This is a genomic window from Anaerobacterium chartisolvens, from assembly GCF_003337415.1.
Taxonomy (GTDB): Bacteria; Bacillota; Clostridia; order Acetivibrionales; family DSM-27016; genus Anaerobacterium; species Anaerobacterium chartisolvens.
On record NZ_QPJT01000009.1, the window covers coordinates 104,832 to 128,679 of the forward strand.

The window sequence follows — 23,848 nt, forward strand, 5'->3', positions numbered from 1 at the left end:
CCCCTGCCTGTTGTTCAAAACCGCGGACTTTCTATGACCGTTATTTCAGTTCATCTTCGGTGTAATAGCCCGACTCCACCAAAAGCTTCTTATAATTATCCTTGTCAACCGCGACCGGCCTGAGAAGATAGGAAGGAACCACCTTTTTACCGTTATTGTAGCTTTTGGTATCGTTTACGTCAGGCTCTTTTCCCTGTACGACAGCATCAACCATTTCCACCACCTTGTCGGCAAGCGCTCTGGTATCCTTGAACACACTCATGGACTGCTCCCCTGCAACAATTGCCTTTACATTTGCAATATTGGCATCCTGACCCGTCAGAATAGGCATAGGCTTGTCAGAAGTGCCATAACCGGCCGACTTTAATGCCGACTGCACACCCAGAGAAACGGAATCATTGGAGCAAAGCACGGCGTCCAGCCTCTCAGATGTGTAATTTGCCGTTAGAATATTGTCCATACGCTCCTGTGCCTTGTTTTCCTCCCAGTTCGGAGTGGCACACTGCTCTCTGGTCGTCTGCTTTGAACGGACAACAAGCTGCCCCTTATCGACATACGGCTTCAGAACGTCCATTGCACCGCCAAAGAAATACACTACATTATTATCATCAAGAGGACCGGTTGCAATCTCGAAATTATACGGCCCCTTGCCTTCCTTCAGTCCGAGCTTCTCCTCTATGTACTGTCCTTGAATCTGTCCCACGCTGTAATTATCAAAGGTAGCATAATAGTCCACAGCATCGGTATTCATAATCAGACGATCATATGATATCACCTTCACACCCGTGGCCTTAGCGTCATCCAGCACGGAAGAAAGTGCACTTCCGTCAATGGCAACAGCCACAATCACCTTAGCACCCTTTGTAACCATGTTCTCAATTTGTGAAACCTGAGCGTCTACTTTGTTTTCCGCAAACTGAATATCAACCTCATAGCCTTTGTCCGTCAGCTTTTTCTGAATGTTTTCAGCGTCCTGATTCCAGCGCTGCAAAGACTTTGTGGGCATAGCCACGCCAACCTTTATGCCTTTCTGTTCTCCTCCCACAGGTTTAGAATTGTTACACCCTGTAAAACCAAGCATCAGCGTTGCCGCCAATGTAAATGCGAGTATTTTTTTCATGGCAACTCATTCCTTTCATGGTATACTTAAGTATATTTGACTGTTTTAATAATAACCTTTACCAAATATTCTGTCAATTATTTTTTACATTTTATATATAATACAGATATATAATGCAGAGGAACGAATCATCACACTCCTTTTATTATTGCACATATTCTTTCGGCATACTCCTGGGGCAGCCTGCCATGAAGAGGCAGCGACATTACCCTTTCAACAATTTTTTCAGCCACAGGAAGCCTTCCGGGAGCTGCAGAAGGAAGGCTTTTATAGCATGGAAACCGGCTGCAGAGGGGATAAAAGTATTTTCTTGCAAAAACGTTATGCTCCTTTAGCCTTTCGTAAAGCATGTCGCGTGATATGCCAAATTCATTCTCGTTTACCTCTATAACAAAATAGGGATAGTTGTATTTTACTCCCTCTGCTTCTTCAAAAAACCTGATGCCGGGCACATCCTTAAGAAGGCTTCTGTATATGCCGGTAATTGCCTTTCTTCCTTCAATTTCCTTATCTACCTGCGCAAGAAGTAATATTCCAACTGCGGCCTGAACCTCATTCAGCTTGGCGTTGGTTCCAGGCTCAATTATCAATTCCTCGTTTAATATCCCAAAATTTCTAAGCGAGTCGGCCCTCTGCTTCAAATATGGGTCATTGAAGGTTAAGGCACCGCCCTCTATGGTATGATACAGCTTTGTCGCATGAAGACTGAACATGGATATGTCTCCAAAGCAGCCTATAGGCTTCCCTCCTGCCTCAACACCGAAGGCATGGGCAGCATCGTATATTACCCTTAGCCCATGTTTTTTTGCAATACCGTGAATTTCCTCCACTCTGCAGGGGTTGCCGAAAACATGCACAGGCATTATGGCAGTGGTATTGGCGGTTATTAGCTTTTCTATTTCCTTGGGATTTATATTAAAGGTATCCTCCTCAATGTCACAGAAAACAGGAGTGAGATTACTCCATGACAGGGCGTGGCAGGTGGCCGCAAACGTAAAAGGTGTGGTTATTACCTCTCCCGACAGTCTCAAAAGCCTGCACGCAAGCTGAAGAGCAACAGTGCCGTTTGAAAACAGAGAGAGGTTGTTCGCCCCCAGAAAGTCTGCAAGCTCTTTTTCAAGCCTCACAGCCATACTGCCGTTGTTTGTAAGCTGTCCGCTCCGCCATATCGAGGAAAGCATTTTATTCATATCGTCAAGGTCAGGCAGCAGGGGGCTGGTGACATATACCGGCTGCGAAAATGCTTTTGCTTTAGCCATAAAAACACATCCTTTAAAGTTTTAAATTGTTTTTTATGTAGATAGGACGCGATAAAGATTTTACAAACATAGAGGATATAATTGCTTACAGAAATTTTTAATAGCAACGAAAAGACGCCTTGCGGGGAAATGTCTCCCGGGTATGTCATCAGGCGCTTTTCTTAGATGTATTCCTTACGGGTCAAAAAAATTTCTTCCATCAAACTATATCCTCCATGTAAAATCTTTATCGCTACATATGTATATTATCAATTACCATGCAGCTCATAGAACCGAAAATTTTCCTCTGCCATACCTCTGTTGTAAAAGGCCGCTTCCAGAGACTGGGCATCATGTACAGACGGACAAAATACCGGCCTTCTGCCCTGCTCTATTTCCTTTATGCATTTGTTGTTCTTCCATCCGTTTACGGCTCGGAACTGAGGATTGGAATACTTTTCATTCCTTATGTCAAAGCAGGTTTTTTTGTCCCTGTCGAGACGGCACCATTTTTGTGCCGCACACTCATTGCAATCCACCTTCTGAAGCTGGTCGATTTCAACAGCGGGAAGAAAGCCCGCCTTATAGGGGGTGCCTGTGCATATCCTGCTGCAAATTTCGGTATCACCCATGCAGCTTTCCTCGCTCCAATAGCCCAGGATATCAACAAGCTCAGGCCGCAGGCACTGGCAGCAGCCCTCTACAAACCCTCTTACAAGCTGCAAATAGTAAATGCCTCTCCCCTCCTTCCTTATAATAGTCTGGTTATACCTGTCGTAATACTCCTTGCTCACCGCCCCCAGAAGCCCGGCCTCGGGAAACTGCGAGAAGGCGTTCAAAAAAACACTTACCCAATTGGGGGTATGTATATTTACATCACTGTCAACCGTTATGAAATACTGTCCTTGCTTTCTTAGTGATAGATTATAGTTTGAGGCATAGACAGGGCCTCTGTTAAGCTCAAACCTTTTTCTGCCTTTTATTCTTTCGTCCCTTAAGTCCCAAATGAAATCCCAGGAGTTATCGGTGGAATTATTATCAATAATATACAGCTCGAAATCATCCTGCGTAGCAAGAAGTGCCATCAGATTTCTTGCCGTAAGCCCAAGCCTGTTCCATGCCACGAAGCTGACTAGAGGAGGTATCATAAATATCGCCTGCGGCCTCTCTATTAAAATTGCCTCTTTTATATTATGTCAATGCACCCGATATGTTGACACCGTATTATTTGATATATGGGCACAGGGGCGCGGTCAGGCACAGGGGCCTGACCGTACGAGCATTAATTAGTTTTTTGGGTTTTATGTACACAATCGGAGAGCGTTTAAAATACTATATAGTAGACATAAAGATTTTTAGGAATATATGATGAAAGCACTTATTTTAAGCGGAGGAACGGGCTCCAGGCTGAGGCCGCTGACATATACCAATGCCAAGCAGCTTATACCCGTCGCAAACAAGCCTGCATTGTTTTATATAATAGAAAAGGTAGTAAACGCCAACATATCCGATATAGGAATAATTGTGGGCAGCACTCATAAGGAGGTTCAATCGTCAGTCGGAGACGGAAGCAGGTGGAATGCGCGTATCAGCTACATTCATCAGAAGGAGCCGCTCGGACTTGCGCACGCTGTCAAAACGGCTGCGGATTTTATAGGCGACAGTGATTTCATAATGCTTTTAGGAGACAACCTGTTTGATATGGGTCTTGGCAGCTTCATTGACGGGTTTTATGCCTCGGGGTCAAACGCCTCGGTTCTGCTTCACAGGATGGATAATCCGGCAGGCTTTGGTGTGGCAGTGGTTGAAAACAACCATATTGTGAGGCTGGTCGAAAAACCCCCGGAGCCCATAAGCAATCTCATTATCACAGGGATATACGCATTTGATAAAACGATTTTCGATGCAATAGCCAAAACCGCTCCCTCAAAAAGAGGAGAGCTTGAAATCACAGATGCCATGCAGGTAATGCTTGATATGGGGGGAAGCATATGCTACGAAATTACAAAGGGCTGGTGGAAGGATACAGGAAAGCTGCCTGATCTGCTGGAGGCCAATCAATTAATGCTTGACGGGCTGGAAAGTTCCACGTATATTAATAGAAATAATGATTGTTTATGTACAGGTAAAATCATTGCCGACAGCAGTGTTTTAATCACTGACAGTATTATAAGAGGCCCTGTTGCAATCGGAAGCAATTCAATAATAAAGGGCAGCTATATAGGCCCCTACGCCTCTATAGGCAGCTCTGTGAAGGTAGACGGCTGTGAGGTTGAAAACAGCATAATTATGGAAGGCTCAAAGCTGCGTAATATAGGCAAAAGAGTTTCAGGAAGCCTTATTGGAAAAAATACAGTGGTAAAGGGAACCTCCCAAAGGCCCGATTCAATATGCTTTTTAATCGGAGATAACAGCGAAATATATATACAATCGGGAAGCAGGGGTAACTTTGCAGAGGGAATTTAAATAGCTTTAAGGAAAGGAGATGTTCAGAATGAAGGTCTTGCTGGTTACAGGGGGGGCAGGCTTTATAGGCAGTAACTTTATAACTTATTTCTTAAAGAGGAATAAAAATTATATTTTGGTAAACATAGATAAGCTGACCTATGCGGGAAACATTAACAATTTAAGATCTATTGAAAACAATCCCAGATATCATTTTATAAAAGGTGATATCTGCAATTATGAGCTGGTGAATTATGTATTCAGAAAATATAAGCCCGATCACATAATAAACTTTGCCGCAGAATCCCATGTTGACAGGAGTATAAGCCACCCTTCCGTTTTTGTAAGCACAAACATATTAGGAACCATGACATTGCTCGAGGGGGCAAGACATTTATGGGGCAGGCACGGTTTTCAGGGAAACAGGTTTCTTCAGGTATCCACAGATGAAGTGTACGGAAGCTTAGACAACAGCAACGATTACTTTTTGGAGGAATCAAACCTCGACCCAAGCAGCCCTTACTCAGCTTCCAAAGCAGGGGCGGATCTCATGGTGGGTGCTTTTGCAAAGACCTATGGACTGCCTGTCATAATTACAAGATGCTGTAACAATTACGGGCCGTACCAGTATAGTGAAAAGTTTATACCTACCTGTGTTTTAAACGCATTGCAGGACAACTCAATACCCATTTACGGAGACGGCACAAATGTCAGAGAGTGGATACATGTGCAGGATCACTGTATAGCCATAATACGTGCGCTGTTTTACGGAAAGCCGGGGCAAATATATAATATAGGCACCGGGGAAGAGGTATCCAACCTTGAAATGGCGGCAAGAATCCTAAAAATACTCGATAAGCCCCAGGAGCTTATACGCATGGTCAAAGACAGGCCGGGGCACGATAAGCGCTATGCCCTTAACAGCTATAAAATTAAAAGCAACCTTAACTGGTCAAGCAAGATTAAGTTAGAAGACGGTCTTACGGATTGTGTCAGGTGGTATAAAAGCAATCCCGATTGGTTTAAGGAATAAAGTCTTTAGTCAAAGCAAAAGCAGCCGATCAGGCTGCTTTTGCTTTGACTAAAAGGATATTTGAAATATGATAATTATACGTCTCAGAATCAGTTGCCATTTTCGATGAAAAACAATATATTTTCCTGCGCCCAATCCAAATGGAATAAATTCTTTTTCTGCGACGCCGCATCATAAATCGATCCGCAGTAGGCACTTCTCTGTCTGTTTGCAAGCTCGTTGAAGGTAGCCAGATATTTGACTTTGAACTTATCGGCTGCCGACTCATTTTTATGCCCCCTGTTACGTATTGTAAAGCATGTGTTCAATTGCTTGTCAAGCTTGCATAAATGCCTTACCTTGCATTGCTGGCAGGGTATTTCCTGTACCATATCAATCTCTATATTTTTCATAAAGCCAGCCTTGAAGGTGGTGTAATTATTTACCCTTATTGACAGCTCAGCATCTCCATAATAGTTTTCCTCGCTCCAATAGCCTATCTGCTCTATAAGCTGGGGTCTCAGGCACTGAAGGTGCCCCGGAATAAAGTCAAGCATGGTATCGACAAATCCATTCTTTAATTGCAGGTAGCTAACATCCCCATTCACCCGGTCAATGACAGGGGGCAAATACTGCGGATACGGATAGCTTCTTTGAAGACCCAGAAGCCCCACCTCCGGGAAAGCATCAAATACCTGCATGAACTTTGTGATCCAGTCGGGAGTTTTTATATACACATCACTGTCGATGTTGAAAAAAAACTGGTCGGGCCTCCTTTTCAGCAAATTAAAATTGGCAGGCAGAATGGCTCCGCAATTTAAAGGAAATTTTGTCTTGGACTTAATACGGGGATCATTCAGCCCTTGTATATAGTCCCAGGTATTGTCCTTTGAATTGCTGTCGATGATATGCATTTCAAAATCCTCAGGGGTGCTGAGAATAGAACCGAGGCTCCTCTCTGTCAGGCCCACTCTGTTAAAGGTAACATAATTAATAAATGGAGGTGTCATCTTATCATTCCTTTCATATAAATTGGTGTCAAATAATTAATTGGTATTTTGTATAAAGTAGTTAAAGTTTTCCATAGCCCATTCCATGTTGTAGAAATGGGTTTCATACGATTTGGGATCAAATATCGACGCGCAGTAGGCAGTCCTTTTTCCCTCCTCAAGTTCTTTAAAGGTGGCATAATATTTAGGCATGAAAAGCTGTGCAGCCTCAATATTCTTATGCCCCTTCTGGTGTATTGTAAAGCATGTGTTACTGCTGCGGTCAAGCTTGCACCACTGCTTTGCACGACATTCGCTGCAATGTATTTTTTGAGTCATATCTATTTGAATTCCCGTTACAAAGCCTGCCCTGAAGGAAGTGTGGTTGTTTACTCTCAAAGACAGCTCAGCGTCTCCATAGCCGTTTTCTTCACTCCAATACCCCATTTCCCTTATAAGCTCAGGCCGGAGACACTGGCAGCAGCCCGGAACAAAGTCAAGCGGGGCTCCCAGCTTGCCGTGCTTGAGTTCAAGGTACGATATTCCGTTGCTGTACCGGGCAATAACCTCGGGCCCCTTTTCGCAATACGGAGGCCCTTTGTGCACACCGAGAAGACCTGCCTCAGGAAAGGCATTGAAAACCTCCATAAATTTGGATATCCAGTTGGGAGTTTTCATATACACATCGCTGTCAATTGTTATAAAATATTGCTCAGGCCTTCTTTTAGTAAGGTTGAAATTAGACGGCAGGATGGGGCCGTTGTTCAGAGGAAATCGTGTTTTAGACTTTATGCGGCTGTCCGAAAGAGACTGAATATAGCTCCATGTGTCATCCTTTGAGTTGCTGTCGATTATATGCATCTCAAAATCCTCGGGAGTATTCAGTATGGATCTAAGACTCCTCTCCGTAAGGCCCAGTCTGTTAAATGTGACATAGTTAACAAATGGCGGCATCATTTTACTTATCCTTTCCTTAGTTTTATGCTATAAAAACAACACCCTAATCCATATTATGTCAATCTAATTTGTTTGTTACACGCCTCGCTATCCATGGGAGCATAAGCTCAGTAACATTTTATGTAAATACTCAATAATATGTAACTATATTTTGTGTTTTTTTATATTATGTAATGAAACCTATAAACAGGAGGCAATAATATGACCGTAGACTCTGTATTAAATCAATGCGGAACACGTACAACTACAATAGTAGGGCCTGCCCAGGTAGTAGTGAATGCAGGAAAGTTTGAGGCTCATGTCATAGATTCCGACTCATTCGACAAAGAGGCATGGCTTGAGGAAGTCCTTTCATTCACAAGATCGGAAGAAAGCGGCGCAATAGATCCGTTATATATCACACTGTATATTCCTGAGGGAGTGACAATTCAGATTATTGAAAACGGAAATCCCGATGTTGGTCCTGCGGATGGAGAAATTATAGCAGGCCCCGGCAGCACCGGATTCATTTTCAATCTTCCCATAGTACCTCCGGTAAGAGAAATCTCCATAGGGGTGCTGGCCGCTCCTCCCGGATCATCACTGACATTGGCTGTGGCACTTATAGAGGATGGAGTGATAATCGGTTCCGCAATTGAAGAAATCCCAATCTCCTAACACTTATAAATACGGCCTTCCCTAACGGGAGGGCCGTATTTATTTTAGTTAAGTCTATACTTTCCCCGCGTGTTTGATATAAAAATAAAACATTGTAACTCTTTAACCTGCCGCTGCATAAAATGGGTTTAAAGATATTATGAGATCCTTAAGCTCATAGTATCTTAATTATGCAGCAGAATGTGTAAAGACAGGATGTGTAAAGGTATGAAGGTTGTAATACTGGCGGGAGGATACGGTACAAGAATAAGTGAGGAATCAATGTTTAAGCCCAAGCCCATGATTGAAATAGGCGAGTATCCCATACTTCATCACATTATGAGATATTACTCGCATTATGGATTTAACGAATTCATCATATGCTGCGGGTACAAGGCAAACATAATAAAGGAATATTTCTCAAACTATTTTCTCCACACCTCCGATGTAACCTTTGACTTCCGCTACAGCGGAAACATGTCGGTTCACCGCAATATTGCGGAGCCATGGCGTGTAACCATTATAGATACAGGTCTTTATACCCAGACGGGAGGACGTATTAAGCGCATATGCAAATATACCGAAAACAAGCCGTTTTTGCTTACATACGGAGACGGACTCTCCAATGTGGATTTAAACGATCTGGTTGAGTTCCATAAGCAGCACAACGCAATTGTTACCCTCACAGCCGTGCAGCCGTCAGGACGCTTTGGCGCAATAGACGTGGACTCTAGCGGCATAGTCACCTCCTTCAGAGAAAAGCCAAAGGGGGATATGGGCTGGGTAAACGGAGGCTTCTTTGTATGCCAGCCCGATGTATTTGATTATATAGACGGAGACGACTCAATATGGGAGCATGATCCCTTAGAGAAGATATCCTCTACAGGCAGGCTCATGGCATATAAGCATCACGGCTTCTGGAGCCCCATGGATACCGTAAGGGATAAATTTTACCTAGAAGAGCTGTGGAAAAACGGCACCGCGCCTTGGAAGCTGTAAAAGCTGTTTTAACGGAAAAACATAGAAAAAGCACCGGGAGGTTAAAATGCTTGATAAGCATTTCTGGAAGGGTAAAAAAGTTTTTTTGACGGGACATACCGGCTTTAAGGGATCATGGCTTTCGAGCCTTCTGCTTGATGCCGGTGCCGACGTAACGGGCTATTCCCTTGCGCCCTGCACCAAAGACAGCCTTTTTGAGCTTTTGAATTTATCCCGTCACATTAACTCCGTAACAGGAGATATAAGGGATTTAGATGCATTAAAAAAAGTATTTTTAAGCTCAAGCCCCGAGATAATTTTTCACCTTGCCGCACAGCCCATTGTCACAGAGTCCTATAAAAGCCCCGTTTATACTTATGAAACAAATGTAATGGGGACGGTAAATATATTGGAATGTGCGCGTATTTACGGTACAGCAAGGTCTATCGTAAACGTCACGACCGATAAGGTGTACTTAAATAAAGAATGGCACTGGGGCTACAGAGAGAATGATCGGCTTTGTGGGCACGATCCCTACTCAAACAGTAAATCCTGCAGCGAGCTTGTTACGCGCAGCTATATTGATTCATTTTTTTATGCTGACGAAGCAGCGGCAATCTCTACCGCGCGATCTGGAAATGTAATAGGAGGAGGAGACTTTTCCCCCGGCCGAATTATACCCGATTGCGTAAGAGCGGCTCATAAGCAACGGACAATTGCAGTAAGAAACCCCAATTCAACAAGACCTTACCAGCATGTTCTCGAATGCCTGCATGGGTATATGCTTTTAGCACAGAAGCAGTATGAGGACAAGAATAAATATGCGGGAAGCTATAATTTCGGCCCCAATGATACGTGCTGTATAACAACAGGAGAGCTTGTCGGTATGTTTTGCCGGAAATGGGGGGCAGGACAGACATGGGAAAGCACCGGCATTGACGGGCCCCATGAGGCTTCCCTTTTAAAGCTTGACTGCTCCAAGGCCAAGGCTGCTTTAGGGTGGAAGCCGGTGTGGACAATCCATGACGCTGTTGACAAAACGGTAGAGTGGTACAGGTCATGGCATCAGAAACAGGATATGGCGGAGCTTACAAGCCTGCAAATTTACAGCTTTTTAAACAACGTATGAAGGAAGTATAGGTTTTATTTTTTTGCAGCAAGGCTGCATGGAGGGGTTAACATGTATGATTTAAACCAGGCTCCCGAAGTTATAGTAAAAAATACCGACAGCAAAACAGGGCCTGCCGCAGGAGACAGCCTCTATTCCACCAGAGAAAACATGCTCTCTGCAACGCTTGAGGATAACGCACCCCTTGTCAGTATTGTTCTTATAGGGTTCAACAACCTTGAGCAGCACACCAAAACATGCATTGAGTGCATACTAAAATATACGGGAGATGTTGATTATGAGCTTATAATGGTAGATAACGGCTCTTCGGACGAAACTCTCGAATACTTTAAGCAAGTGCCCTATGCCAGAAAAAGAATAATACATATTACCAAAAACTTAGGCGCCTTTTACGGCAGCAGATCAGGGCTTGAGCTTGCGGCCGGCGCATATATAGTGGGAATTGCAAACGATGTATATGTAACTCAAAATTGGCTTTCAAACCTTCTTAAATGTGCGATTTCAGACAAATCCATAGGTATGGTAGGGCCTGTATCAAACAATGTAAGCAATTACCAGAGCATAGATCTATGCTTTAACGGTATTGCCGATATGCAGGAAAAAGCGGCACAATACAACATATCCTGCCCCGCGCAGTGGCATGAGCGCATAAGGCTGATATCCCCCATTGTTCTCTTTAAAAAAACCTGTCTCGACATGATAGGTACATATGACTACGGCTTCCTGCACGATTTCGCCGACGACGACATAACCTTCAGGGTGCGAAGGGCAGGCTACAAGGCAGTGCTTTGCAGGGATGTTTTCGTATACCATGCCGGACATACCTCGGGCCAGTCGTTTGAGCAGTACAGGGAGTCCCTGCAAAAAGGGCGCACAGTCTTTAACAATAAATACTATGGAATAGACGCATGGAATGACGTCAACAACTATGAGCTTACAATGACAGCTCTTATAGACCCCGTTCAAAGTATAGAAGCAGCTTGCACAAACGTTCTTGGAATAGATGTTTTATGCGGCACTCCCTTACTGGAGGTTAAAAACAAGCTGAGAAGCGGAGACGTGTGCAATGTACGCCTGTCGGCATTTACCTCCGATGCGAAATACTGGCTGGACTTAAACACCATATGTAGCGGAAAGGTGGCTGTTGACAGGCTTCAATACCTTAGTGAGCATTTTAATGCAGACAGGTTTGACTATATAGTTCTCGGAAAGCCTGTCAACACATACAGTGATCCTTACAGGCTTACAAGCGATATGCTCTCTCTTTTAAAGGACGGAGGCCATTTGCTTATGAAGCTCACAAATACCTACGATGCAAGAACCCTTCTGTCAATCTCGGGAAACGCCTCTGCACTCGACGGCGCAATTGTGGCGAACGTTCCTTTCCCCGCATTTGAAGCATACTTAAATACCCTTGGGTATGAATGTAAAAAAAAGGTGTCGGAATTTCACTGTACCGACGTGGACACGATGAACACCTTAAAAAAGGTATCGGAGGATTTAAATCCGCAAAGCGCCAATGACATTTTCGGCAAAATAATGATCAACAATTACGTACTTGACATATCAAGGTAGATGCATCAGCGGCACATATAAAAATATTTGCCGCATACTTTTGCTCTGAGGTGGCATATGCTTAAAAGTAGAATACTTCATATCACCCCTCATATGGGAGGAGGCGTTGGCAACGTAATTTCCGGTATAGCGTCCTCAAGCGGCGGTATTCATGAAATAGCTCTGCTGGAAAGCCCTGTAAACAAAAGCTTTATGACAGCCGCACAGGATATGGGTGCGAGGGTATTTGTGCAGCCGGACGAAAAGCAGCTCCATAGCCTCATTGAAAGCAGTGATGTTACAATTGTACACTGGTGGCACCATCCTAAAACCGCAAGGCTGCTTTGCCATTTCCCGGAGGTACGCACACGGCTTGTAATATGGACACATATATCAAGCCTTACGTCTCCCGCCTTAAACCCCGGCATTCTTTTAAGAGCCTTGGCAGTGTGGTTCACATCTCCCTCCTCCTATGACGCGGGTGTATTTAAGGAAATACCGTATGAGATGCTCATGAAAAAAACCCGTGTGGTATATGGCTGTCCGGGGCTTGACGATGCCCCCGATATAAGGCATGAGCCGCATGACGGCTTTAACATAGGCTACCTTGGATATATAGATTTTTCAAAGCTGCATACCGGGTTTGTTTTATTCTGCAAGGCAGTGGAAATAGCACAGGCACACTTTATACTGGCAGGCGAAGCACCTGCAAAAAATACTCTCGACATGCAGGCAAGGGCTCTCGGTATGCAGGATAGATTTACTTATACCGGCTACTTAGAAAACATATATGATGTGCTTTCCGGCTTTGACGTATTGGGCTATCCTCTTATGCCCTTTCATACCTGCACAACGGAAAATACAGTATTGGAGGCTATGGCGGCGAGGGTACCCCCCGTAATGCTGAACCAGCTTTCTGAGCGGTACATTGTCACCGATAATGAAACCGGGCTTTTAGTCTCAGGAATTGAGGAATACGGAAATGCCATGAGATATCTGTACCAAAACCCTGAAAAAAGAAAGGCAATGGGCAGAAAAGCGCGGAATTATGTAATGGACAAATACAGTAAAAAAAAGCTTGCGGATAATTTTTATTCAGGCATCGAGGATGTAATGTCGTGCCCAAAGGCAAAATTCCATTTCAGCGATATACTTGGCTCCGTTCCCTGTGAGTGGTTTGCATCATGCCTCGGGGCCGACGGGCAAAGCTTTAAGCTGAGCCTTGCAGCCGGGCCTCATGGGCAGACTCCTCAAATAAAAAAAGCAATTTTGAGATGCAGCCCCCTTCTTAAAGGGCCCAACAAAGCCTCAATATTCCATTACAAAAGAGAGTTCCCTTATGATCCAATGCTGCAAGTGTGGGCAAACACAATAAATGAAGGAAGTGATGACAATGAATAAAAGACAGTCCTTTGTAAAATCAATACAGGAGTTGATAAATTCTGACGAAAACATCAAGAAGGCTGGGCAAATCTTTCATGAGCTGGCAACGGGAAAGGTATACATCTATGGGGCGGGCAACGCCGGAGCAATGACTCTTAATCTTCTTCAAAAGGGAAATATCCATGTTGAGGGCTTTTTTGACAGGCATGGAGGAAGCGATACCTTTTACTGCGGAAAGCCGGTTTATAAGGCGGATGAGCACAATCTGCACCAAAAAAGCGACGGCGAAGCATTAATAATAATAGCCTTTATGTGTGGCTGCAGTGAGCTTGAGGATATTGAGAGGCACCTGTCCTGCTGCGGTTGGGAGTCAATATACTATTTCCAGACAATACGGTATTTCTTTGATATATACGACTATTTAAGCTGTGGCAATCAGGACGGCTGCTTAGACGGGAACGTCAAAGAATCTGAAAAATACAAAAAAATACTGGAGGTTGCCGCCCTTTTGGAGGACAGCGAAAGCTTTCTGGTATATCAAGCCTTCTTAAAGGCAGTAATCAGCGGAAATCCGGCATACTTTTCCCTGCCCTCGGAAAAACCGCAGTATTTTGTAGATGACATACCTCTGCAAAAAGGATACTCAAGATTTATAGACTGCGGCGCATTTGACGGGGACACTGCGTACGCTCTTAAGAAATACATCGGAGTGGCGGATGCACTGGCGCTTTTTGAACCCGATCCCGATAACTTTAACAGGCTTTGCTCGAATTTAAGGTCGGACAGAGCATCAAAGGAGCAGATACTTTTCCCCTGCGGCGTATGGAAAAGCAGCCAAATACTCAAGTTCAAATCGGGCATTGAGACCTCCAGCGGAATTTCCGAGGACGGCGATACCTTTACGCAGTGCGTCTCAATAGATAACGTCATTCCCGATTTTGCTCCTACCTTTATAAAAATGGACATTGAGGGAGCCGAGTGCGAAGCCCTTTATGGCGCGGCAGAAACAATAAAGCGGCACACTCCCGATATGGCAATCAGCGTGTACCACTCGTTAGAACACCTGTGGGAAATACCTCTTCTTATAAAAAGCATCAGTCCCGGATATGTATTCTATATGCGAAGTCACGGTCTGTATGGCATGGAGACAATACTGTATGCGGTAAACCAAGCTGCAAATGAGCTATAGTATGGGGAGGTTTACCTATGGGAGCTAAAGCTATAACAAATAAAAACGCCTGCAGAGTGGAGTTGGGGAAGGTACTGCCCCTTAAAGCCCCCTTTTCGGTGCAGATGTACGTGGCCAACGTATGCAATTTCAAGTGCAGCTACTGCCTGCAAAGCTCCGATGCCGAGACGCTTAAAAGCATGTCCTTCCAGAAAAAGCTTATGAGCCTTGAGGTGTATAAAAAATGCATAGACGGCTTCAAGGCCTTAAAGACCAGACTTAAGGTGCTTGTGCTTGTGGGATGGGGCGAGCCTTTGCTGCATCCTGATATAATTGAAATGGTGCGGTATGCAAAGAGCAATAACATAGCGGATAAAATAGAAATATTGTCAAACGCCTCTCTGCTGAAGCCTGCCGTTGCCGACCGCCTTATAGAAGCGGGCCTCGACAGCCTCAGGATTTCAATACAGGGGCTTAATTCGGGAGACTATAAGCAGGTATCGGGAGTAGATATTGATTTTAATGAATTTATATCCAACCTGAAATATTTTTATCACAATAAAAAAAGCACAAACGTATATATGAAAATAATGGATATCATGCTGAAGAATAATGAGGACAGGGAGGAATTTTTCCGGCTTTTCGGAGAACTCTGTGATGAAATAGCGGTGGAATCCCTAATCCCCGTCTTAAATGAATTCGATTATACCGAATTCGGAAGTGACTTTTCAACTGAGCTTATGGGAAATAGGATAGTTGACACAGACATCTGCGCTCTTCCCTTTTATTCCTGCATTATTGATGTGGACGGCTTAGTGCTTCCCTGCTGCGTATTTCCTCCTCCTGCCGTATTCGGAAGCGCCGCCGAAAGGGGGCTGGACAGCATATGGAACGGAAAGGAATACAACTCCTTTCTCATAAAGCTGCTGCAGCATAAAAAAGCCCAAATGCCTGTATGCAAGCAATGCCAAAGGCATACTCACGTTATGCGCCCGAGCGATTATCTGGATAAATACGCCCAGGAGCTTGAGGAAAGGTATAAGCTCATTCCGCCGCATGCGTGAAGCCTTATAATATAATATTGATATAATTATTTCATATGAAAGGTCTGTTTTTATGAATGCTGAAATAAAGCCCAGCTATGACACCAACCGTAAGCAGCTTTCGGAGGTAATTCCTTTAAGCTCTCCCTTTACGGTTTTTATAGAACCCACCCGCTGCTGCAATTTCAAGTGCTTTTACTGTCTTCACGGCACAAGGGGACAGCAAAACGGAGAGCTGGCAAAAACGGGATACAAATTAAGGCACATGGACTTTTCCATGTACGAGCAGCTTTTAGAACAGCTTCTCTCCTTCCCCGAACGGCCCAAGAGAATAGTGTTTTCGGGGCTTGGCGAGCCTCTTATAAACCCCCGTCTTCCCGACATGATAAAACTGGCACACCAGCTTGGAGCAGCGAAAAGGCTTGATATTCTGACAAATGCTTCACTCCTTACCCCTGAGCTTTCGCACAGGCTTATAGACGCGGGAACCACAAGGATACAGGTATCTCTTCAGGGTCTTGATTCCCGCAAATATAAGGAGATTTCAGGAGTCACAATAGATTTTGATAAAATGCATGAGAATTTAAGCTATTTATATAAGAACAGAAAGAGCTGTTCAATTTTTATAAAAATCATAGACTCCATTTTAGACGGTGAGGAGGATAAGCAGCGTTTTTACAAGCTGTTCGGAGACATATGCGATCAAATATTCATTGAGCATCTAATAACCCTTCAGCAGCAGATGAAGGATCACAACGGCTTGGCCGACAATACGCGCAATCTCAATAACGAAAAGGTTGTATACAGGCATGTATGCCCTGTAATATTTTACATGCTCCAGATTGATGCCGACGGGAATGTCTTCCCGTGCCCTGTAGGTGGGCTGCCAAAAGGCTTTTCTATGGGAAATATCAACAATGAGCCGCTAGTCTCAATATGGAAGGGCAAAAAACGCAATAGCCTTATGAGGGGCCACCTTATGCAAAAACGCCTGAAAATTCCCGTGTGCGCAACCTGCAGCGCATGTGCCGCAGTGCTTGACGGAAGCGAGTTTCTGGACGATTGCAGAGAACGCCTGCTTTCACTTTTAGACTCCGAAGGAGGTGCATAGATAATGCCCTCTGAAATAAAGCCCATATGCGGGCTTGAAAGAACCAAGCTTTGCAGTGCCGTCCCCCTTGGCACTCCCTTTACACTGTTTGTGTTCCCCACAACCTTCTGCAATTTTAAGTGCAGCTACTGCGGACATTCTCTGGGCCTTAAAAAAATGAAGGAAAAATACAATTTTGAGCCTCAGAATATGCCTATGGATACCTATAAGCGAATTATAGCACAGGCCGGCGAGTTCCCCGACAGGGTTAAGCTGTTGTCGCTTACAGGCCACGGAGAGCCCCTCTTAAACAAGAATTTACCGGAGATGATAGAGCTGGCAAAGAAAAGTTATGTTGCCGAGAGAGTGGAAATCATAACAAATGCCTCCCTGCTCACGCCGGAGCTTTCCAAAAGCCTGATTGAAGCGGGACTTGACACTATAAGAATATCACTTCAGGGGCTGTCCGCTTCAAAATACAACGAGGTATGCAAATATAAGCTTGACTTTGATAAATTCATAGAAAGCATACGGTATTTTTATCAAAACAGAAAGGGCTGCAAGGTGTTTGTAAAGGTTATGGACATAGCGCTAAGTCCCGGAGAGGATAAAAAATTCTATGAGCTTTTTTCCGATATAAGCGACAGGATGTTTGTAGAGCAGTGCAGGCCGGTCTATGACGGTGTAAATTATTCCGATGCATCAGCTTGCGCGGATCGCTACGGAAGATTTCACGATAAACGGCAGGTGTGTCCTCTTCCCTTCTTTATGCTTGGAATATTCCCAGACGGCGATGTGGAGCCCTGTGACACAATTTACAAGCCCGTGGTGGTAGGAAATGTAAATCACGATACACTGCTGGGCATATGGCAAGGAAGCAGGCTGCGGGAATTCCGCATTATGCAGCTTAAAAATCAAAGGTGTACAAACCCTAAGTGCCGGGTATGCTGTGCTCCCGATGATGTTTCCCACCCGGAGGACGTTTTAGATTATGACGCAGAGGAAATATTAAAGCGCATTTGAAAGGGGGGTTTGTCTATGAGTGATAAATTTGTTACAGGGATCACTCCCGGAGGTAAACGGACGGTACTGGGGGAAGTCCTTCCCCTGTCAACTCCGTTTTTAATACAGATATTCCCGGTGTACGGCTGCAACTTTAAGTGCGGCTACTGCCTCCATGCCATTCCAAGGGCACAGCACGGGCATATATCCTCTAAGACCTTTATGGATATGGCGCTGTATAAAAAATGCATAGACGAAATGAGGCTGTTCGATAAGCCGTTAAAAATGCTCAGGTTTGCCGGTATAGGAGAGCCGCTACTCCACCGGGATATCGCGGAAATGATAAGCTATGCAAAGTCAAGACAGATAGCAGACAGCATAGACATAGTAACAAACGGCGCACTGCTGACTGACAATCTTTCCCTTTCACTTATTAATTCCGGGCTTGACAAGCTTCGGGTTTCAATACAGGGGGTTTCGGCAGAGAAATATAAAAGCATATCAGGGGTGGATATAGACCTTGCTTCATTTGTGGAAAGCCTTATGTTCTTCTATAAAAACAGGGGGAAAACAAAGGTATATATAAAAATAATAGACTGCGCGCTTTCGGACAAAGACGAGGAAAAAAAGTTTTTAGAAATGTTCGGGCCTCTATGCGATACAATTTCAATAGAGCACCTTACGCCAACGGTAAGCAATATAGATTATCAAAGGCTGTCGCAAGGAAAGGACTTCAAAACCACTCAAAGCGGAAACTGCATTATGGAAGCCAATATATGCCCCCAGCCCTTTTACATGATGCAGATAAATCCTGACGGCTGCGTTGTTCCTTGCTGCTCCACGGCCTATCCGAGAGTGCTTGGAAATGTACTGAATGAAGATATTTACAGAATCTGGAACGGCAAGGAGTTTTCATCCTTCCGAAGGACACTTTTAGACGGTGTGGAAGCGTGCGGAAGCATTTGCAAAAGCTGCTCCCTGTATAAATACGGACTTTTCCCTGAAGACATACTTGATCCTTATGTAAGCCGGCTAAAAAGCCTCTATTGAAAAACATATAGAAAGGACGCGATAAAGATTTTACAAACATAGAGGATATAATCTCTATATATTATAGAAAGGTGGATGCAAGCTGTATGAGCAAACGAATTCTATTGGTTGCTCCTGATGTCAATTATAGTATCTCGGATGCACAAATTTTAAAGGACATATGTATTATTCCATGCCTTTTGCAGAAGTATTACGGCTATGATTCAACCATTGCCGCGTATTCTGTGAATGAAAGCGTTCTTCACAGCCATTTTCCCGGCTGCAAATTTGAGTGCGTAAACTATACGGGAAGCTTCAATGCGGATATACATACATATATCGAAAAAAACGCGAAAGGCTTTGACATTATTTGTTTATTTGGTCCGTATGACTGCTATCATGAAATAGTATCCATATACAAAAAAAACAATGCCTGCGGCAAGGCTTATTTAAAGCTGGATATGAACAGGTTCTGGATTTTAAGACTGGACTCGTCTCCCCGCTTTCATGCATTGCTGGACTTATGCGACTTAACAACCGTTGAATCCTCAAACCTGCACAGCCACTTAAACCGGGTTATCCCGTTTGACGTTGAGCTTATCCCCAACGGGTACTATGAAAGCCCGGATCCCAAGCCGTTATGCTATGAAAAAAAAGAGAACACAATACTTACAGTAGGCCGTCTGGGCTGCTATGCAAAGCAAACCGCCGTTATGATAAAGGCGTTTTTGAGCGCGGAGGTGCCGGGCTGGAAGCTCAAGCTGGTGGGCGGCATAGCAGATGAATTTTTGCCGGAATTAAAGCTTCTTCAGCAGCACCCTAAGTTTTCTTCAAGCATAGAATTTACAGGGCCCATATATGACAGAGACGTGCTTGAGGAGGAATACCTCAAGGCAAAAATTTTCTGCATGAGCTCCGCCTCCGAGGCATACGCCCATGTATTTGCCGAGGCTGCAAAAAATGGCTGCTATATAATTACCACAGATGTAGAGGGGGCATATGATATTACTGATAACGGAAAATACGGCACTATTGTTCCCATAGGAGATCATAACGCCCTTACCCTTGCCTTTGAAAACGTATGCCCTGACGAAGAAAGAATAAAAGAGGTGTCGGGCGGCATATGTTCCTTTGCAAGACATGAATTGCCATGGAAATACATACTTAACAAGCTGGATATGCTATTCCGGTTAAATGGAATGGTGAAGGATGAATGCACTGCCTCTCCCACTTTGCCGGAGTTAACACAGCATCCGGCAAGCATATCTGATATGAGCAATTCGGTTAAGGAGAGCTTGCTATCCATAAGCCCCGACACCTTAAGCGGCGAAAGCACAGAAGCACTATACGGCTCCGTTCAAACGCTTTGCAGGCTTTGTCATATCTTAAACAGGGACTTTGACAGCTTAAAAAACAAAGAGATAAAAAGCTCTGCAATGCTTTTAAAGGACTGTATTATAAACGTTATAAACGCAATGCAAAATTCCTATTATGATACCGCAAAAAAATACCTTCTGAGAGCTTACCCGCTTTCTATGAAGCTGCATGACCTCGTAGAGCGGGAAATATAATCAATTAATAAATATAAGGAGGCTTGTGAATTATGGACCCTATAGAAGAATTCAACTCAGAGAGACAGCAGGCAATAGAAGAAATGCGTAAAGACCCGCATCTGGCCAAGCTGTCGTCCGACTGGCTGCTGGCATCCTCCCGCTACAACTATGTGAGGAATTTCAAGTGGCTTGGAAGACCGATTATTCAAATACCGACAGATATTGTTGCCCTTCAGGAGCTTATATGGGAGGTAGGCCCCGATCTGATAATTGAAACTGGAATTGCCCATGGCGGAAGCATTATATTTTCTGCATCAATGCTGGAAATTCTAGGAGGAGACAGGCATGTCATAGGCATAGACATCGACATAAGAAAGCACAACAGGCTTGAAATAGAAAAGCATCCCATGATTAAGAGAATTACAATGCTGGAGGGCTCTTCAATCGACAGCGGTATTGTAAATCAGGTTAAAGAGTATGCAAAAAACAAAAAGAGCATAATGGTGTTTCTTGATTCCTGCCACACTCATGATCATGTTTTAAGAGAGCTGCAAATATATTCACAGTTTGTAACTGAAGGGTCATATATCGTAGTTTTTGACACAATAGTGGAGTTCCTGCCCTCCCAATTAAGCTCCGACCGCCCCTGGGGGTCGGGCGATAACCCGTGGACGGCGGTGCAGGAATTTTTAAAGGACAATGACAGCTTTTGTATCGACAAAAGCATTCAGGATAAAATCGTATTGACTGCAGCAGTAGACGGATATCTCAAAAGGGTAAAATAAAGGAGTGATGAGAGATTAGAACAGTTATTATTACGGGAGCCGGAGGATATATAGGCTCAAACCTTGCAAGGCACATCTGCGGCACGGGAGCAGAGGTGCATGTCCTTTTGCGGCCTTCCACCCAGCTTTTATTAATAAGTGACTTAAAGGATAAAATAAATGTACATAGGTACGCGGGCGAGACCTCCGAAATAATAGAAATTGTCCATTCGGTCCGGCCGGATACAATTTTTCATCTTGCGGCGTGCTTTAAGGCACAGCATGAGCCTCACGAAATCAAAGAGCTTATTGAAAGCAACATACTGCTTGGAACTCAGCTTTTAGAAGCGGCGGCGGCGGAAGGCGTTAAATGCTTTATAAACACCGGTACCCACTGGCAGAACTACGATACTTGCGAGTATTGTCCTTCGGATCTTTACGCAGCCACCAAGCAGGCTCTTGAAACCATCGCAGACTATTATATATCCGCGTTTGGCATAAGCTTTGTCACTCTGAAGCTTATAGATACTTACGGGCCGTTTGACCCAAGGCCAAAGCTTATACCGGCTTTAAAAATGGCGGCGCAAAGCGATCAAAGGCTTGATATGTCTCCGGGGGAACAGCAAATAGGGCTTGTGTATATTGATGATGTGGTGAAGGCGTTTGTACTCGCAGCCCTGTACGCCGAAAAAATGCCTCCCGGCACTAAGAAAAGCTTTATAGCTGCTCCAAAAGAGATATACACTCTGCGGGAGGTGTCGGCAATATTTGAAAATGCCCTTGGAAAAAAATTGAATATAGAGTTTGGAAGGCATCCTTACAGAAAGCGTGAGGTAATGGATATATGCTGCGGGGATGAAAACATTCTTTTAAAAACAGAACTGGTTGGACTGTATGAGGGCCTGCAAAAGGTGTTCAAAGCAGAATGTGAAATCTAGTGTCCTTAAAATAAAACCCTCTTTATGGCAGTGGGCATAGTCTTTGGTATTTGTCTGAAAAAAACCTTGTGCCCACTGCCGTTCATTATCCCCATTAATGATAATTTATGTATTTCCCTCCAGCTCCTGTTCAATCTCACTTATATGCTTTTTGAGATAGTTCAGCCTTTGAAGGATTTGCTGATTGTCATTGCCTGAGTCGAGTAAAGCCTTTTGTGAAGCTACCGTCATAAGAACCTGCCCTACAAGTGTAAGAAAGTTTCCTAATGAATTTTGCTCATTAGCATCTAAATTTTCAGCCAGCAAAAAGCCTACTACAGAGGCCAATAAAGTAAATTGCTCAGGAGGTATAGAGAAAAAGCCAAACTCATTTTTGTTATTAGAACCACTGTTGGGTTGATTGGAATTATCACAGCCCATTTTTATCTCCAATTTCAGGAATGTCCTTTTGCTAAAAAAGGCTCTCATTACTATATTTTATTCAATTAACAAAAGTATGCCACACCTATTTTATTTCTCCGCATCGGGCAGCGTAGATCCGCCATAAGGCATAACTATTACACTGCTATTCTCTCCCAGCTCGCCCACGGCATCATTAAAGGCTTGCTGAAGCTCACTGTAAGGCTTCATATATATTTTACGGACTGATTGCACATCCAAATCCGAAACCATATAAATACTGCATTTATTCAAGACCATTGCTATAGCGGCCGCCTTATGGCCTCCGAGCTCAAAGTTCCTCTGTATCTCATTGGTAAGCTCAGAAGGCGCCGAGGATCGCTTAATCCAATGCTCAAAAACCTCTTCCCCATATCCCTCCTTACAGCTTGCGACGAGTATAATGACACCTCCGTCGCGGACTGCATGCTTTGCGTTATCCAATGCCTTTTGCGCCTGATACAGATTTATATCCTTAGGATACCCTCCTGCGGAGACGACAACTATATCGGCCCTTTCACTTATCTTGACCTTATAAAGCTTATCCAGAAAGTCACACCCCTCACGGTGGGCTTTTATATAATGTCCCGCAACAGCCTTTATAATATTCTTATTCTCATCTAGTACAACATTCAATATAAAGTCAATTGGCACAAAGTCCACAACCTCATCAATATCTCTTCTTACGGGGTTTTTAACCATTTCCCCCGCCTTTGCCTCCTCCATAACCATCTTGCTGTGATTGGCCTGTATGGCTGCTCTTGTAGATACCCCCGGCATTATGGCTTTAGCTCCCCCACTGTATCCGGCAAAATAATGATATTCTATATTTCCGATGCATATTCTCCTGTCTGCCTCTGCCACAGCTCTGAATATATCCACCGGAGTGCCGCTTGATGTTGTTCCCATGTGTACAAAGTCGTCCATATCGCTGTCTATACATTTTACCGAGGAGTACACCTGCTCGCCCACAAGGTACTTCTTTTCCTCCTCCGTGTGCTTGCGGTGGCTTCCCAGCGCAAATACAACGGTAATATCCTCAAGCCTCACACCTGCCTCTTTCAGTTCCTCAATTATTCCGGGAATAACAAGCCTGCTGGGCATGGGCCTGGTTATATCACTTGTTATTATGACAATCTTCTCTCCTCTATTTACAATGTATTTGAGCCTTTCAGATGCTATGGGGCTGTGCAAGGCGCGCTTTACCTCTTCCTCGCCGGTGCTGCCCACACTAACTGCGTTAGGCTGGAGCACACCAATTACATTTTCCTCTTTAACACTAAAGTGAGCCTTTGCCTTTCCGAAACCAAGCTCAAAGTTCATAACTAACCCCTCCGTTTAAATGCTGATCCTATTATAGCACCTTTATTTATCATTAGAAC

The 23,848-nt window shown here is 44.1% G+C and carries 21 protein-coding genes and 1 pseudogene; 15 read left to right on the forward strand and 7 right to left on the reverse strand.

The features are described 5' to 3' along the window. Window positions 1–40: 40 nt before the first annotated feature. The 3 genes from chvE to DFR58_RS09495 all read right to left on the reverse strand — a co-directional run bounded on the left by chvE (window position 41) and on the right by DFR58_RS09495 (window position 3,506). Entirely contained in the window at window positions 41–1,120 is a 1,080-nt protein-coding gene (gene chvE, locus DFR58_RS09485) for a multiple monosaccharide ABC transporter substrate-binding protein (RefSeq protein WP_114297602.1), read from the reverse strand. 131 nt (window positions 1,121–1,251) lie between these two features. Beyond that, window positions 1,252–2,379, reverse strand: coding sequence for a DegT/DnrJ/EryC1/StrS family aminotransferase (locus tag DFR58_RS09490; RefSeq protein WP_114297603.1), 1,128 nt, complete (start codon window positions 2,377–2,379; stop codon window positions 1,252–1,254). Between the two features lie 248 nt (window positions 2,380–2,627). Further along, complete coding sequence (locus DFR58_RS09495) at window positions 2,628–3,506, reverse strand: glycosyltransferase family 2 protein (protein WP_114297604.1); 879 nt, start codon at window positions 3,504–3,506, stop codon at window positions 2,628–2,630. A 217-nt stretch (window positions 3,507–3,723) separates the two neighbouring features. Between DFR58_RS09495 and DFR58_RS09500 the strand changes: the two genes are divergently transcribed. Together DFR58_RS09500 and rfbB are read left to right on the forward strand one after the other, a co-directional pair. Beyond that, entirely contained in the window at window positions 3,724–4,824 is a 1,101-nt protein-coding gene (locus DFR58_RS09500; protein WP_242987514.1) for a glucose-1-phosphate thymidylyltransferase, read from the forward strand. Window positions 4,825–4,852: 28 nt separating this feature from the next. Further along, complete coding sequence (gene rfbB, locus DFR58_RS09505; RefSeq protein ID WP_114297606.1) at window positions 4,853–5,836, forward strand: dTDP-glucose 4,6-dehydratase; 984 nt, start codon at window positions 4,853–4,855, stop codon at window positions 5,834–5,836. Between the two features lie 89 nt (window positions 5,837–5,925). On the opposite strand, the gene DFR58_RS09510 is transcribed toward rfbB, so the two are convergent. Both DFR58_RS09510 and DFR58_RS09515 read right to left on the reverse strand, forming a co-directional pair. After that, complete coding sequence (locus tag DFR58_RS09510) at window positions 5,926–6,825, reverse strand: glycosyltransferase family 2 protein (protein WP_114297607.1); 900 nt, start codon at window positions 6,823–6,825, stop codon at window positions 5,926–5,928. A 36-nt stretch (window positions 6,826–6,861) separates the two neighbouring features. After that, a pseudogene (locus DFR58_RS09515) lies at window positions 6,862–7,755 on the reverse strand (glycosyltransferase); the annotation flags it as partial. 207 nt (window positions 7,756–7,962) lie between these two features. Between DFR58_RS09515 and DFR58_RS09520 the strand changes: the two are divergent. The 13 genes from DFR58_RS09520 to DFR58_RS09580 all read left to right on the forward strand — a co-directional run bounded on the left by DFR58_RS09520 (window position 7,963) and on the right by DFR58_RS09580 (window position 22,028). Further along, window positions 7,963–8,418, forward strand: coding sequence for a hypothetical protein (locus DFR58_RS09520; protein ID WP_114297609.1), 456 nt, complete (start codon window positions 7,963–7,965; stop codon window positions 8,416–8,418). Window positions 8,419–8,625: 207 nt separating this feature from the next. Then, window positions 8,626–9,396: a glucose-1-phosphate cytidylyltransferase gene (rfbF, locus tag DFR58_RS09525; protein WP_114297610.1), complete on the forward strand. Its 771-nt coding sequence runs from the start codon at window positions 8,626–8,628 to the stop codon at window positions 9,394–9,396. A gap of 46 nt (window positions 9,397–9,442) precedes the next feature. Beyond that, on the forward strand, window positions 9,443–10,504 hold the full coding sequence (rfbG, locus tag DFR58_RS09530; protein ID WP_114297611.1) for a CDP-glucose 4,6-dehydratase: 1,062 nt from the start codon (window positions 9,443–9,445) through the stop codon (window positions 10,502–10,504). A 51-nt stretch (window positions 10,505–10,555) separates the two neighbouring features. After that, complete coding sequence (locus tag DFR58_RS09535) at window positions 10,556–12,079, forward strand: glycosyltransferase family 2 protein (RefSeq protein WP_114297612.1); 1,524 nt, start codon at window positions 10,556–10,558, stop codon at window positions 12,077–12,079. A 57-nt stretch (window positions 12,080–12,136) separates the two neighbouring features. Continuing rightward, window positions 12,137–13,459, forward strand: a complete 1,323-nt coding sequence (locus DFR58_RS09540) for a glycosyltransferase family 4 protein (RefSeq protein WP_114297613.1) — start codon at window positions 12,137–12,139, stop codon at window positions 13,457–13,459. Further along, window positions 13,452–14,630, forward strand: a complete 1,179-nt coding sequence (locus tag DFR58_RS09545; protein ID WP_170138101.1) for an FkbM family methyltransferase — start codon at window positions 13,452–13,454, stop codon at window positions 14,628–14,630. Before DFR58_RS09540 ends, DFR58_RS09545 begins: the two co-directional genes overlap by 8 nt. Before the next feature lie 17 nt (window positions 14,631–14,647). Then, on the forward strand, window positions 14,648–15,673 hold the full coding sequence (locus DFR58_RS09550) for a radical SAM/SPASM domain-containing protein (protein WP_114297615.1): 1,026 nt from the start codon (window positions 14,648–14,650) through the stop codon (window positions 15,671–15,673). A 52-nt stretch (window positions 15,674–15,725) separates the two neighbouring features. Beyond that, on the forward strand, window positions 15,726–16,763 hold the full coding sequence (locus tag DFR58_RS09555) for a radical SAM/SPASM domain-containing protein (RefSeq protein WP_114297616.1): 1,038 nt from the start codon (window positions 15,726–15,728) through the stop codon (window positions 16,761–16,763). A gap of 3 nt (window positions 16,764–16,766) precedes the next feature. Then, entirely contained in the window at window positions 16,767–17,765 is a 999-nt protein-coding gene (locus tag DFR58_RS09560; protein ID WP_114297617.1) for a radical SAM/SPASM domain-containing protein, read from the forward strand. 15 nt (window positions 17,766–17,780) lie between these two features. After that, window positions 17,781–18,794, forward strand: coding sequence for a radical SAM protein (locus DFR58_RS09565; protein ID WP_114297618.1), 1,014 nt, complete (start codon window positions 17,781–17,783; stop codon window positions 18,792–18,794). An 86-nt stretch (window positions 18,795–18,880) separates the two neighbouring features. Next, window positions 18,881–20,344: a glycosyltransferase gene (locus DFR58_RS09570; protein WP_114297619.1), complete on the forward strand. Its 1,464-nt coding sequence runs from the start codon at window positions 18,881–18,883 to the stop codon at window positions 20,342–20,344. A 32-nt stretch (window positions 20,345–20,376) separates the two neighbouring features. Next, entirely contained in the window at window positions 20,377–21,111 is a 735-nt protein-coding gene (locus DFR58_RS09575) for a cephalosporin hydroxylase family protein (RefSeq protein ID WP_114297620.1), read from the forward strand. A 29-nt stretch (window positions 21,112–21,140) separates the two neighbouring features. Continuing rightward, window positions 21,141–22,028: an NAD-dependent epimerase/dehydratase family protein gene (locus tag DFR58_RS09580; RefSeq protein ID WP_278278807.1), complete on the forward strand. Its 888-nt coding sequence runs from the start codon at window positions 21,141–21,143 to the stop codon at window positions 22,026–22,028. A gap of 105 nt (window positions 22,029–22,133) precedes the next feature. Here DFR58_RS09580 and DFR58_RS09585 read toward each other — a convergent pair whose 3' ends face one another. Both DFR58_RS09585 and larAH6 read right to left on the reverse strand, forming a co-directional pair. Beyond that, a complete protein-coding gene (locus DFR58_RS09585; RefSeq protein ID WP_147273164.1) occupies window positions 22,134–22,448 on the reverse strand; it encodes a hypothetical protein in 315 nt (104 codons plus the stop codon). Between the two features lie 90 nt (window positions 22,449–22,538). Continuing rightward, complete coding sequence (larAH6, locus tag DFR58_RS09590; RefSeq protein ID WP_114297623.1) at window positions 22,539–23,789, reverse strand: nickel-dependent malate racemase, LarAH6 family; 1,251 nt, start codon at window positions 23,787–23,789, stop codon at window positions 22,539–22,541. Between the last annotated feature and the right edge of the window lie 59 nt (window positions 23,790–23,848).

Excerpts from the sequence above, each read along its gene's own strand:
- DFR58_RS09495 (WP_114297604.1), bottom strand. The coding sequence starts at position 3,506 with ATGATACCTCCTCTAGTCAGCTTCGTGGCATGGAACAGGCTTGGGCTT.
- DFR58_RS09535 (WP_114297612.1), top strand. The coding sequence starts at position 10,556 with ATGTATGATTTAAACCAGGCTCCCGAAGTTATAGTAAAAAATACCGAC.
- DFR58_RS09585 (WP_147273164.1), bottom strand. The coding sequence starts at position 22,448 with ATGGGCTGTGATAATTCCAATCAACCCAACAGTGGTTCTAATAACAAA.
- DFR58_RS09490 (WP_114297603.1), bottom strand. The coding sequence starts at position 2,379 with ATGGCTAAAGCAAAAGCATTTTCGCAGCCGGTATATGTCACCAGCCCC.
- rfbF (WP_114297610.1), top strand. The coding sequence starts at position 8,626 with ATGAAGGTTGTAATACTGGCGGGAGGATACGGTACAAGAATAAGTGAG.
- DFR58_RS09555 (WP_114297616.1), top strand. The coding sequence starts at position 15,726 with ATGAATGCTGAAATAAAGCCCAGCTATGACACCAACCGTAAGCAGCTT.
- DFR58_RS09550 (WP_114297615.1), top strand. The coding sequence starts at position 14,648 with ATGGGAGCTAAAGCTATAACAAATAAAAACGCCTGCAGAGTGGAGTTG.
- DFR58_RS09575 (WP_114297620.1), top strand. The coding sequence starts at position 20,377 with ATGGACCCTATAGAAGAATTCAACTCAGAGAGACAGCAGGCAATAGAA.
- DFR58_RS09565 (WP_114297618.1), top strand. The coding sequence starts at position 17,781 with ATGAGTGATAAATTTGTTACAGGGATCACTCCCGGAGGTAAACGGACG.
- larAH6 (WP_114297623.1), bottom strand. The coding sequence starts at position 23,789 with ATGAACTTTGAGCTTGGTTTCGGAAAGGCAAAGGCTCACTTTAGTGTT.
- DFR58_RS09545 (WP_170138101.1), top strand. The coding sequence starts at position 13,452 with ATGAATAAAAGACAGTCCTTTGTAAAATCAATACAGGAGTTGATAAAT.
- chvE (WP_114297602.1), bottom strand. The coding sequence starts at position 1,120 with ATGAAAAAAATACTCGCATTTACATTGGCGGCAACGCTGATGCTTGGT.
- DFR58_RS09510 (WP_114297607.1), bottom strand. The coding sequence starts at position 6,825 with ATGACACCTCCATTTATTAATTATGTTACCTTTAACAGAGTGGGCCTG.
- rfbG (WP_114297611.1), top strand. The coding sequence starts at position 9,443 with ATGCTTGATAAGCATTTCTGGAAGGGTAAAAAAGTTTTTTTGACGGGA.
- DFR58_RS09540 (WP_114297613.1), top strand. The coding sequence starts at position 12,137 with ATGCTTAAAAGTAGAATACTTCATATCACCCCTCATATGGGAGGAGGC.
- DFR58_RS09520 (WP_114297609.1), top strand. The coding sequence starts at position 7,963 with ATGACCGTAGACTCTGTATTAAATCAATGCGGAACACGTACAACTACA.
- DFR58_RS09500 (WP_242987514.1), top strand. The coding sequence starts at position 3,724 with ATGATGAAAGCACTTATTTTAAGCGGAGGAACGGGCTCCAGGCTGAGG.
- DFR58_RS09560 (WP_114297617.1), top strand. The coding sequence starts at position 16,767 with ATGCCCTCTGAAATAAAGCCCATATGCGGGCTTGAAAGAACCAAGCTT.
- rfbB (WP_114297606.1), top strand. The coding sequence starts at position 4,853 with ATGAAGGTCTTGCTGGTTACAGGGGGGGCAGGCTTTATAGGCAGTAAC.
- DFR58_RS09570 (WP_114297619.1), top strand. The coding sequence starts at position 18,881 with ATGAGCAAACGAATTCTATTGGTTGCTCCTGATGTCAATTATAGTATC.